Source organism: Flavobacterium sp., from assembly GCF_047602195.1.
Lineage (GTDB): Bacteria > Bacteroidota > Bacteroidia > Flavobacteriales > Flavobacteriaceae > Flavobacterium.
Genome location: NZ_JASGHW010000002.1, coordinates 430169 through 441688 on the forward strand (window position 1 = coordinate 430169; position 11520 = coordinate 441688).

Below are 11520 nucleotides of genomic sequence, written 5' to 3' on the forward strand. Positions count from 1 at the left end.
CGGAGGGAATCGAGGCCGATTTCCGTAAAGTCGTTATAAGCTTAAGATATGATACGAATGATCCAAAGCCAGTCTGCCGGACATGCCAAATCCTATTTCAAGGATGCGTTGGCGAAATCCGACTATTACGTCAGCGATCAGGAATTGCCGGGGTTTTGGCAAGGACGATTGGCTGACCGATTGGGCTTGGACACATTCGAAATGAAGGATGCGTTTTTTGCGCTTTGCGAGAATCAGCATCCGGGAACGGGCGATAACCTCACGCCACGTACCAAAGAAAACCGCAAGATCGGCTATGACATCAATTTCCATTGCCCGAAGTCGGTTTCCATTCTTCACGCCTTTAGCCAAGATGACCATATCCTCAAAGCTTTTCAGTATAGCGTCACAGAGGCAATGCAGTCCATACAGGACGATGCAAAGACGCTGGTGCGCATGAAGGGGCAACAAGGCACGAGAGACACCAGCGAGCTTGCCTGGGCGCATTTTACCCATCAGACGGCAAGGCCAATCGAAGGGCAAGTGCCAGACCCGCATCTGCATAGTCATTGCTTCGTTTTCAATGCAACTTGGGATGCGACGGAAGAACGCATTAAGGCGGGCGAATTCCGCGACATCAAACGGGATATGCCCTATTACCAAGCCATGTTCCACAAGTCGCTTTCCGACCGACTTTCGGATTTAGGTTACAATATCCGCAAAACCGATAAATCCTTTGAAATCGACGGCGTGCCGCAAAAGGTCATAGACCTGTTCTGCAAGCGCACGGACGAGATCGGACGCATTGCCAAGGAAAAGGGCATCAGCACTGCTAAGGAACTGGATCAGCTCGGTGCGCGAAGCCGTGCTTCCAAGCAAAAAGGCCGCGATATGGCAGAGCTTAGAGGCGAATGGCGACAGCAAATCGAGCGGCTTGGAGAAGACGGGAAAAGCGGCGGGGTTGTGCGCTTTGCACCCAGCCCCGCCGCGATTCCTGTCCTGACGGCGACACTGTGCCTTGAACATGCGAAGCGGCATCATTTCGAGCGGGCTTCGGTCGTACCGGAGCGGAAGATGCTGGAAACGGCCTGCCGCCACAGCATCGGCACAAAAATAGGCAGCGGCGAAATCAGGGCAGCTTTCGATGCCGATAACAAGCTGATTCATGTCATGGAAGGATCGCGCCGCATGTGTACGGAAATTGGCGTGCTCGGCGAAGAAAAGCGCATGGTCGAACTGGCGAAGCAAGGTCAGGGCAAGCTGATACCGCTTTACGACACCGCGCCGGAACTGACCTTGTTCGGACAGCAGGCGGCGGCGGTCGAGCATATCCTGACAACGGCTAACCGCGTCTCGATTATTCGCGGGGCGGCGGGAACTGGCAAGACAACAATCTTGCGCGAAGCGATGGAAAAATTCGAGGCAAAGGGTAAGGAAGTTACCGTAGTTGCACCAACGGCACAGGCTTCCCGCGGTGTTCTTAGAGAGGACGAAGGTATTGCCGGCGCGGACACCGTTGCGCGGCTGCTGATGGACAAGGAAATGCAGGCGCGGCTTAAGGGGCAAGTGCTATGGGTGGATGAAGCGGGTTTGCTCGGCACAAAGGACATGACTTCTCTTCTGGAGATCGCAACCGAGCAAAATGCGCAGCTTATCCTCGGCGGTGATACAAGGCAGCATGCAAGCGTGGTTCGGGGCGATGCATTGCGAATCCTTAACAAATTCGCCAATGTCCGTGTTGCCGAAGTCACCAAAATTTACCGTCAGGAAAGCCGGGAATATAAAAGCGCGGTCAAGGATTTGTCGGATGGCAAAGTCGCAAACGGTTTCAGCAAACTCGATAAACTCGGCTTCATCAAGGCCATTGAGCGGGATTCCGCAGACGATGCTCTGGTCGATGGTTATATGGATGCGTTGAAGTCCGGCAAGTCGGCACTGGTCGTCTGCCCGACCCACGCGCAGGGGTCAGAGATTACCGGGCGCATACGGGCGCGGATGAGAGAGGACGGAATGCTTGGGCGCAAGGAAATCGATGTCCTGCGCCTGAAGAACCTGAATCTGACCGAAGCCGAGCGTGCAGATACCCGCAACTATGAAGATGGTCAAATCGTCAAGTTTCAGCAAAATGTGCCAGGATTTGCGCGGGGAAGCCTCTGGACGGTCGAAAAGAACGGCAATGAAGTTCTGCTTGTCAATAGCGACGGCGAGAGAAAGCCCGTGCCAACCAAAAGAAGCAAGGATTTTCAGCTTTATGCTTTGGAGAAAATTTCGCTATCCAAAGGCGACCGGGTGGTGATTACCGAGGGAAGCACTGACCGAAACGGCAAGAAACTTGAAAACAGCACAATCCTCACCGTTACACGCGTCTTAAAAAACGGAGAGATCGAATTACAGCATGAGAAAAGCAAAAACACCTATCACATCGATAAAGGTTTTGGCTGTATCAATTACGGACAATGCGTTACTTCACATGCGTCGCAGGGCAAAACGGTGGATGAAGTTTTTATCTACCAACCTTCGACGACCTTCAATGCGAGCAACGCAAAGCAATTCTACGTCTCTATCTCGCGCGGAAAACAAAAGGCGCATCTGTTTACCGATAACAAGGGAGAACTACTGGAACAGGTAAAGGAACCCGGCGACCGCCAGTCCGCTCTGGAGTTAATGGACGGCAGGCACAGGGATAGAAACCTTTCGCTTGAATTCAAGCAGCAGCAAACAATAACAATTCAAAAGAACCGTAACCATGAGCCTGACAGATAAATTCGATCAGCATAAAAAACGGAAGCTGGGCAAGATCAGCCCGCAAAAACCGTCAGAGGAAAGCGAAGTCGAAAACGAAAACTTCGTTAAGCCAGGTCATATCCGCAATCTTGCGTTCGTTTTGGCTGATGGTCAAAAGCAGTTCTTCAATTATAGCGATCTGACGAACGGCATCTTTACGCCGGAGGAAAATACGCTTGTTCTGAACTTTCGCGGTATAGCTGCGATAACACTTAAAGGAAGTAGGCTGGATTTACTTTACGACAAGCTTTTGCATCAAATTCCTCAAAAGATTGCCTGTAAGGAAAAACGTTATGAAGCAACTAAATTGGAAGATGAAATTTATGTGGAAGAGATTACGATTACTGAAACACAAGTGTAACCTTCATACAATATAATGTAGTCACGAGACGTTAATTGAAGTAAATAATGCTAATTATTGCAAAAAGTAATAAAATTCTTTGCAGTTAATGTTGATTTTTATAATATTGTTAGTAAGTTTGTTAGGAACTTAAAAATATCGCGCTCTGCGACACATCGAGTTATTTTATAAATTAGCCTTAACCAAGTAGAAGATGCAACCAAACTTTACCGAACGCCTTTGGAGAGTGTTCCAAAGCAAATTTGATAAATTGACAAACGAATTAACTGAAGAAGAACGTAAAAGTGTAATTTTTATATTGGGCCTTCGTGAAGAGATAGAAGATGTCTTTCACGTAGAAGATTTGCAGAAAAATGTTCATGCAAAAATATACTCTAAAAGATTAAGAGGGTTGAGCAAAAATCGGCGTCAGCAAATTAAAGCTTTAGAATTACAAAAAGCTGAAAAATATGCCGAACAAGCTACAAGAGAACTGGTCAAACTCATTATCGAAAAACGTGCTGAAGTAAAGAAAGAAGGACGAGGTACTTTAAAAGAGATCAAGAATAATTTGACGGCTTGCGAAAACTTTAAAATATTTGGCTTATGTCACTAATGGAAACAACAAATCACAAAGAACGAGCTTTAAACCTGCTTATCGAAACATTTAAGCTTTACGCAGGTTTAAGCGCCATAATGATCGCGGGAATCTTATCTTACGGTCAAACACAAACTTCACTCGTCACTAAGGCGAGTTTTTTTATGTCTGTAATTTGCTTTGCTCTTTGTTCTATTATCTGTATTGTTGGAGTGCAATACTTTATTTTGCGGGTTGACGAGGGAAATTATGATATTGGAACACTACCTGCAAAAAGGCTTACAAGAATGATAATGGCCTCACTTGCACTGGGACTGTTTTTTGGACTTCTTTATATTCTTTATTGAAACAATCGCCTAATAATTTGCAATGAATCCCCAGTATACAACGCGATATCACGAAAGTCGATCTACATATGAAATTGTTAGACCACGAATATCAGATGCTTTTAAGATTAGTGAGTTGGGAATAATGTATTTAGGTACTTCGTTATTGATTTTATCAATCTCTTTTAGAACATCATGTTTGTGATTAATGGCTTGTATTTTTCCATCCAGACTAACCTTATGTTTATCGAATTGGCATGATGCTGTAACAAGTCCAAGATCGAATGTTATAGGGTTATGAAGGCCAATGGATCTTAATCTTATTTCTTCCCATTGGGTAATAGATGTCCTAAAGACATTATCAATGACAATGTGTTCCAATTCTTCATCTTTAAGAAAAAAAGTTTTCACCTCTCCTTTGTAAAGTATCAAGGACTGTCCCGCTTGATATAAAATGTAGACTACAACGGTGTAGCTGTTTGAAACTATAGAATTATTATAAAGAAATTTTCTGACTGTTAGTAAATAGAACCAGTGATTTTGAAATTCCAGCATTGGAAATTTTAAATCCCAATTTTTTCTAATTATTAATTCCCGAAAATATTTCCCCAAAAAAAATCCAATAAAATATGCTATGAAAGAACAAGTCAATAATTTATAAATTCCGACAAATAGAGCGTCGAAATCGACTTTTTTACTAGCAATATTTGTTGCAAACTTTGTTAGTGAAATCCCAACATATCTATCTAATAAAGGCCATAATATTAGCGAGAATAAATTGAATGCGCTAAGGGCAAGGAGATAAATTACTGTAGAGATAAAAGTTGAGTATAGTAAGTAATTGTAAAAATTACTTGCTGTCAGTGTACCTTTATCGCTTGCCCAAAATGATCGCAGAAATACAAACCCGGGAAACAAAAAAAATATAAAAATTGAGGTAGCTAATAATGTATTTGAGATATCCAATAGATAAAATTTAAGGAAGTTGCACGCCTTCAGAAATTAGTCTAGCTCTTGTCGCTTCATAGTCATTTTCCGAGTCTTTTTTAATTTCTAAGCTAATTAAAATGCCGTCATTATCTTTCTCTACTTTGATAAAGGGTTTCAAATCAGCATACGTTGTAAACTCAGCATAAAGCTTTCGTTGCCGCTCATTAGTTGGCATAACTTTTTTAAAGAAGTAGGCAAGACTAGACCCATAGGGGTCAGTGGGTTTACTATAGGATTTTGGCGATTTCTCATTATTCGGCACGTCATTTTCTCCGAGATCAGCATCTTGAGTTTTTTCCTTCGTCATCATAATACGCAATTATTTGATTCTTGTAAAGTTACATAATTTTTAAATCAAAAGAAGGCATGGTTTACACATATTATTGAGTTTCTTAGTCTATAAGTACTCTGTTTTTAGTGCACTTATTTATATGGTCAATTCTTCACACGAAACAATATGCTACTTAAATGAATCAATGTCTTCTAAACTATTCTGAATCCCTTGTTCTTTATACCTTGACGCAATATTTAGTTGAACAATATCACGGCTATTCTTATAGATAATGAGCGTCAGCAACGCAATCGTAATCTGAATTTTAGCCTCATCTTCTAAATCTTCCTTGCTCCATTTTTCACGTACCGAGGCATTTTCAGCCTGACTCAGATCGAGGACTGCCGTGTAAATATTCAGGTCTTCATCAATGCGCTCGAAGCGTTTTTCTTCGACAACATTTGCGCCTAGTTCTTTGTGAACCAGATAAGGGAGGTCGCTTCTTTTCAAGACAAAAAGCATATCCTGCAACCTGTGTTCGGAGCCTCGGATTTCCTTAAGTTGAGGCTGGAACTTTTGAAGAATTTCTCTTGTATTCCATGTCAAATTAATTGCCACGATAACGACATCTTTCCTGTTCCCAATAAGTTTCTGGATGCCTTGAACAATATTTTCGGGATTAAGGAGATAACGTCTGGTTCTCGCTGTGACAAAGGAATTCGGAATGTATTTACGGATGCTCTGTGAGGCAATCGTACTGGCGAGGATTGTGTCGTAATTCAAATGCGCAACGCCCGTATCATCAAGGAACGATGACTTATTGGTAAGATTGGTCTGTCCAATAATGGTAAGCTTAAGGTCGTTGTCTTCTTCAACATATGCGCCAGTATTGGCAATTTGATTATATTCTGTGAAAGCATTAGTAATGATTTCTCTGGAAGATGCCTTGAACTGATTCAGTTTTTCAACCGATAACGGTGCATTGAGCTTTTGCTCGCCGAGTTTCGCCACGATACTCGCTTTCAGTTCATCAAGATATTTAAAAAAGCTTTCTCTTTTTTCTGCGACGATGGTTTCATAGCCAAGTGCTTCTATAAGATCTTCATTTTCCAACAAGTTCTTCAAGCAACGTTCAAAGTGGGGCACAGCATCCAGCCAGTCGCGCAACTCATATATTTTATCAGGGAGGTTCGGTTGCGCGGTGAAGTTTTGATAGGTGAAATATTCATTCATTGAGTAGAGACGTACGAAAAGTAACGCCATGTAACTACACATCCAGTAATTCACAGCTCTCCGATTGCCGAGATTATCCAGTTCGGGAAAGTAATATTTATAGTCGAGCGGTTCTCCCCGATGCTTGAACTCGTTTGAGAAAAGCTCAAACCATTTAAAAATCGGTGTCATGCTTTCGGGAAGCAACACGTATCTAGGTGGTTGTGATTGGGTATAGTGAAAGATATAGTCTATTGTGCTGTACTGCTTCCGGTAGAGCAACAGGCCGCCAAGCGCAAAATGGAATTCAAGAAATCTTTCTTTTTCCCGCTTTCTTTTTTCGACTTCTTCTTCGTTCGTTATTTGAAAAGCCTCGTCATATTCAGACATGATGTAAGGCATTTGCATTTCGTAATACTGGTGCGCTCTTGACCAATACATTCGCACGAATTTTTCTCTTTCATGGATTGTGTTTAGAATTCGCCATAGCCATGAATAGGTTTCTTCTGAAATTTCTATCTCCTCAAAGTCTTCGCCAAGTAACCAGATGCCACTTACCGCACGGTGTTCCAACGCAAGCAAATATTTGTTCTCGATGCTGTTGAGCTTATAACAAAGGCGGTAGACCATTTCATATAAATCAAAGGGGTAAACGATTGGCTTACTCCGGTCGTGATCTTGCCTTATTTTTGAGAATACGAGGTAGTAAAATTCCAAGAGCGTTTCTTGCAAATGCTCGTCCTGCCTGTCGATGGCATAGACCGCAAACTCATTGATTGTCTTTAAATGATAATCTTCCTGTGCCGATGGTTTTGCCTGATAGCGTGAAGTCAGGTAATGCAAAACGGAAGTCGCTTTGCCGTTGAACAAAATTACCAAATCAAGCCATTTGAAAAAGCAGATTGTCAGGGAGGCAGAGAGAATAAAGACAATAATTTTCGCAGAATTATTGATGATTGGGTTGTCCCAGCTAAACCAAGGTTTGGCGTTGATTATAAGCAATAAAAATGAACATATCGTTGCGTAAAGGATGAGTTTGAATACCGAAATCTCTCGTGGTCTTTTTCGCCATTTAAATTTAAATGCTCGTTGAGGGAATTCAGCGTTGAAGACGTTGGATAGATAATTTGACTGGTATTTCTCACCAATGCCTGAGATTTTATCAATCAGAATCGGATAAGCGATACCTAGGATTGCAATATCAATCGCAACACAGATTTCGATTATATTATCCAAGCTCCACATATTTATTTATCAAAGTTTGAAATATCCAAATCTAATATATCTGCAATTATTTCTAAAACTCTAAACGCATTTTTCCAACCACCGCAAAATTCAGGGCTGAGTGCTATGGTGAAGACAGCTATTCGTGGCATGCTTTTTTTAATCTCTTTAGCTATTTTGACTATATATTCATCATGGAACAACTGGATGAATTTTCCATTTCCGTAGCTTGTGAAAAAGTAATCAATGTCAAGATTCACAATCCAGTCTGAATTGCCTCCTTCATTAATCCAATACGATAGGTTATCTGTTAAATCCCAAGGATCAGTTTCATACATCTCGATTTCATCAATCGTACTTCCGTCTTTATGCGTGGCAAACTTACAATATCCAAATAGTGATGGATATAAACGATTAAGAATTGTGATGTAATTATCCCATCTAAAAATCTGATAAGGATCCATCGTGGGCATATCTTCATTCACATACTGAAGTGTGAGCAAATCTTCAATACTGATAGTTGAAATATCAACTTGTTGCGCTTGAAGCGCATTTATCCACCAGTCTGTTTGACTATTTAGAAGATCGTAATGTCTATCAATGTGAAATAAATTATATTGTTTCTCAGTGTCTAATTTTTGAAGCCAGCACCAACCAGCCGCAAGATGATTATCCATCACGAAAGTTTTCCCATCTTTCGCCAACAAGTTCAGTGTATAGGCACCGGAAGCGTTTCTACCTTTATTTATAATTATATCCATTTTTTAGATATTAAAAGGATTGTTTGCTAATAGGTATATTGCCAGTTCGTCTATTTGTTCTTCGTACCACTTGAAGCGGTCATCATAGTTATTTCCATTTTTATTAATTTTTGCTAGAGGGATTTCTGCGATAACATCTTTGGTTTTTGACAGATTGAACGTTGTGATAAAGTATTGTCTTAAGTCGTAGCTCTTATCACGTATCGATGATATAACGGCATGATATTTAAAGTTATGATCGGTCATAAATTTCTTAAAACGATCGATTAATTCTTCTGTGTCTGTAGCGGCGTTAATGATAACGATGATTTCATTTCCATTCTTGTCTAGACCACTCATTATAACCGAAAAGTCGCTAAAGCTTGCCGGAAGTATGCCCGCCAAAACCTTAAAATTCTTTTTATTTTTTAACCATAGTGCCAATCGATATATAGCATTGCTTTTGCCCACAGCTTGTGTGCCTCCGAATAAAAGATAATTCATAGTTTATATTTTAGGATTATTATTGTATCTACAAGATGTCGTAAAAGTCACACTTCCACTAGATCAATTGTCTAATTGGATGCAATATATAAATAATAATAGGAATAACGTTTAACGACTACAATTTTGTCTAAAGGTCGGAGATTTTGTCTTTTAAGGCCAGGTCTGACAGTAATTCGCTCGCGCTAACATTCAATGCTTTTGCAAGTTTAAAAAGGAGATTCAAAGTCATTCCTGATCCTTCATCAAAAAGCAGTCTTAAAGTTTTTTCGTCACATCCTGCGTCTTTTGCAAACCTTAATTTATTACCACCGTATTTTTCCATGAATCTTTCATGAATACGACGCGTGACTTCTGCTTTTATTTCATTTAATTGACCTTGCATGTAGCAAAAGTCAAAATCGCATGATTAAAAACTTAAAATTTTATTCGGAGTTTTCTCCGAAAATAATATCTTTGCTATCATTCTAAAATCCAAGACGATATGAAAGCAATCATTACCGCCGCGTTATTCGCGGTGTCAGGGTATTTATCTGCGCAATGTTTTCAAAAAATCACTGCGGGAGAACAGCATTTTATCGCCATCAGCCAAGACGGAACGCTTTGGGGTTGGGGCGAAAACGGACAAAGGCAAATTGGGGACGGAACAACAACAGACCGACCAATGCCTGTATCGATCAGCACTGATTCATGGAAATACGCCTCGGCGGGGGCAACACATACTGTCGCCATTAAAGCCGACGGCACGCTTTGGGCGTGGGGCAGCGACAGTCACGAAAAACTAGGTAACGGCTCCGGCGGCAATGCTGCTTCGCCTGTGCAAATCGGGTCAGCAAATGACTGGAAGGAAGTTGCGGCGGGTGAGCGCGGAACGTTAGCGATCAAGGCAAATGGTACTTTGTGGGCGTGGGGAACGAATGACAACGGCTATCTCGGAAATGGCGCGAACGTCAATTATGTTAGCAATGTTCCGGTACAAATCGGCACGGATTCGGACTGGAATCATATTTCAGGGAATGGCAGGCATTGTCTGGCATTAAAGACCAATGGCACGTTATGGGGCTGGGGTTGGAACAATAACGGGCAGATTGGCATTGGGACGATCATCGACAGCAACATTCCGGTGCAGATTGGAACGGTCTCGGACTGGCGGCATGTGGACGCAGGAACGAGATTATCTTTCGCATTGAAAACGAATAACACGCTTTGGGCTTGGGGAAATACCACGACCGGGCTTGGTATCAATAGCTCAATACCGCAACAGGTCGGAACAGATGAAAATTGGCTGAACATAGCCGTAAAACGTTATGAAGCGTCTTCATTTGCCATGCTGACCAAAACGGATGGCACATTGTGGGCGTGGGGAAATGATGCATATCAGCAACTCGGTAATGGAAATAGCAACGGTGATTACTCCGTTCCTACGCAAATTGGCGATGAGACAGATTGGGTTGATTCTTTCGCTGGATTTCAACAAGGCGGGGCGGTCAAGCAGGATGGCACTTTTTGGGCTTGGGGCGATACGGCTCTTGTGGGTGATAGCGGCATCCCATCAGTAAGCGCGATACAATATGCTTGCACACCCTTGAAGGTTGAAAGCAACAATATAATTTCGGTTATCCTTTATCCAAATCCTGCCACTGCCAGGCTCAATATATCCGGTGTCGATGTCAAGGCTGCCGCTGCCTATGATATTGGTGGCAGGCAATTTCCCCTTATACCACAAGGGAATGCTTTAGACATATCGGCACTGGCGGCAGGATTATATATGCTTCGGATTGAGACTGGGAGTGAGAGTTTTAGCGAAAGTTTTATTAAAGAATAATTTATGCAGAGCATGAAAATCGGATCGGAAACGATTCATTACAAAATTGAAAAAGGAACAGTGTTGAACATCGAAAGCCGTTCCGAAAATACGGTATCTGGTCATAATGGCGTGCATGTCGTTAATGGAACCTTTCAAAGCAGCTTTGAAAGGTCGCGGACTATTCATCACCAAAAGATTTACCTTGAGGATGAAGAGGGTAAGGCATTTGCTATCGATTTGGCTGATTGGAATCTTTCAGCTATGTCGGGCAATACGCTTATCGCAATAAATACGCAATCGTCGCAGCATAGCGGATATGCCATGATTTACAACAAAACACTCGACCGCGTGTATTGTGGCTACCTTCAAAAATATTTCAGGATTGAAAATGAAACTGATCGAAAGGGACGATTATTGTTTGCAATAATTATTGCCATTGCGTTTCCGACAATTGCGTATACCGTGACGAAGAGCGAGGACATTGGCGCGTTGACAAGTATTACCGCTCTAATTTTCATCATTTTTGTTTGGCGTAGAAACCGATCCAGTAAGCAAAAAGGGATGACGTTGCCGTTGGAAATGAAAAAGCGGCTGCAAGAAATTCTATCTCAAAATGCCTAAATTCTTGCTTCAAATAGAAATTACTTTTTGGAGACAATTTATTATTGTTGTCAGTAAAATTTTATAAAACTTTCTTCGTTATATTTGGACGTGAAATAATAAAAGCAAATACCACTTCAGCTTT

General features: G+C 41.8%; 12 protein-coding genes. 6 read left to right on the plus strand and 6 right to left on the minus strand.

Annotated elements, in window-relative coordinates; genetic code table 11:
• Window positions 1-48: 48 nt before the first annotated feature.
• From mobF to QM717_RS02890, 4 genes are all read left to right on the plus strand, one after another.
• Complete coding sequence (gene mobF / locus QM717_RS02875) at window positions 49-2742, plus strand: MobF family relaxase (protein WP_415034640.1); 2694 nt, start codon at window positions 49-51, stop codon at window positions 2740-2742.
• The gene (locus tag QM717_RS02880) at window positions 2726-3124 is read left to right on the plus strand and encodes a hypothetical protein (RefSeq protein ID WP_415034642.1); all 399 of its coding nucleotides are present in this window, start codon (window positions 2726-2728) and stop codon (window positions 3122-3124) included. Before mobF ends, QM717_RS02880 begins: the two co-directional genes overlap by 17 nt.
• Before the next feature lie 193 nt (window positions 3125-3317).
• Complete coding sequence (locus QM717_RS02885) at window positions 3318-3719, plus strand: hypothetical protein (protein ID WP_415034644.1); 402 nt, start codon at window positions 3318-3320, stop codon at window positions 3717-3719.
• Complete coding sequence (locus tag QM717_RS02890; RefSeq protein ID WP_415034646.1) at window positions 3710-4048, plus strand: hypothetical protein; 339 nt, start codon at window positions 3710-3712, stop codon at window positions 4046-4048. Before QM717_RS02885 ends, QM717_RS02890 begins: the two co-directional genes overlap by 10 nt.
• 48 nt (window positions 4049-4096) lie before the next feature.
• Here QM717_RS02890 and QM717_RS02895 read toward each other — a convergent pair whose 3' ends face one another.
• The 6 genes from QM717_RS02895 to QM717_RS02920 form a co-directional block, all read right to left on the minus strand.
• Complete coding sequence (locus QM717_RS02895; RefSeq protein ID WP_415034648.1) at window positions 4097-4993, minus strand: hypothetical protein; 897 nt, start codon at window positions 4991-4993, stop codon at window positions 4097-4099.
• Between the two features lie 10 nt (window positions 4994-5003).
• Window positions 5004-5327, minus strand: coding sequence for a hypothetical protein (locus tag QM717_RS02900; protein WP_415034650.1), 324 nt, complete (start codon window positions 5325-5327; stop codon window positions 5004-5006).
• 150 nt (window positions 5328-5477) lie between these two features.
• On the minus strand, window positions 5478-7736 hold the full coding sequence (locus QM717_RS02905) for a hypothetical protein (RefSeq protein ID WP_415034652.1): 2259 nt from the start codon (window positions 7734-7736) through the stop codon (window positions 5478-5480).
• Between the two features lie 11 nt (window positions 7737-7747).
• A complete protein-coding gene (locus tag QM717_RS02910; RefSeq protein ID WP_415034654.1) occupies window positions 7748-8485 on the minus strand; it encodes a UPF0489 family protein in 738 nt (245 codons plus the stop codon).
• Between the two features lie 3 nt (window positions 8486-8488).
• Entirely contained in the window at window positions 8489-8968 is a 480-nt protein-coding gene (locus QM717_RS02915) for a hypothetical protein (protein WP_415034656.1), read from the minus strand.
• A 130-nt stretch (window positions 8969-9098) separates the two neighbouring features.
• The gene (locus tag QM717_RS02920) at window positions 9099-9353 is read right to left on the minus strand and encodes a hypothetical protein (RefSeq protein WP_415034658.1); all 255 of its coding nucleotides are present in this window, start codon (window positions 9351-9353) and stop codon (window positions 9099-9101) included.
• Between the two features lie 99 nt (window positions 9354-9452).
• Here QM717_RS02920 and QM717_RS02925 point away from each other — a divergent pair, with 99 nt between their 5' ends.
• Window positions 9453-10793, plus strand: coding sequence for a T9SS type A sorting domain-containing protein (locus QM717_RS02925; RefSeq protein ID WP_415034660.1), 1341 nt, complete (start codon window positions 9453-9455; stop codon window positions 10791-10793).
• A 12-nt stretch (window positions 10794-10805) separates the two neighbouring features.
• A complete protein-coding gene (locus QM717_RS02930) occupies window positions 10806-11396 on the plus strand; it encodes a hypothetical protein (protein ID WP_415034662.1) in 591 nt (196 codons plus the stop codon).
• Window positions 11397-11520: the final 124 nt, after the last annotated feature.

Bases quoted from the DNA above. Each gene is read 5' to 3' on its own strand.
- QM717_RS02930 (WP_415034662.1), top strand. From the start codon at position 10,806: ATGAAAATCGGATCGGAAACGATTCATTACAAAATTGAAAAAGGAACA.
- QM717_RS02890 (WP_415034646.1), top strand. From the start codon at position 3,710: ATGTCACTAATGGAAACAACAAATCACAAAGAACGAGCTTTAAACCTG.
- QM717_RS02885 (WP_415034644.1), top strand. From the start codon at position 3,318: ATGCAACCAAACTTTACCGAACGCCTTTGGAGAGTGTTCCAAAGCAAA.
- QM717_RS02925 (WP_415034660.1), top strand. From the start codon at position 9,453: ATGAAAGCAATCATTACCGCCGCGTTATTCGCGGTGTCAGGGTATTTA.
- QM717_RS02880 (WP_415034642.1), top strand. From the start codon at position 2,726: ATGAGCCTGACAGATAAATTCGATCAGCATAAAAAACGGAAGCTGGGC.
- QM717_RS02920 (WP_415034658.1), bottom strand. From the start codon at position 9,353: ATGCAAGGTCAATTAAATGAAATAAAAGCAGAAGTCACGCGTCGTATT.
- QM717_RS02910 (WP_415034654.1), bottom strand. From the start codon at position 8,485: ATGGATATAATTATAAATAAAGGTAGAAACGCTTCCGGTGCCTATACA.
- QM717_RS02915 (WP_415034656.1), bottom strand. From the start codon at position 8,968: ATGAATTATCTTTTATTCGGAGGCACACAAGCTGTGGGCAAAAGCAAT.
- QM717_RS02900 (WP_415034650.1), bottom strand. From the start codon at position 5,327: ATGATGACGAAGGAAAAAACTCAAGATGCTGATCTCGGAGAAAATGAC.
- mobF (WP_415034640.1), top strand. From the start codon at position 49: ATGATACGAATGATCCAAAGCCAGTCTGCCGGACATGCCAAATCCTAT.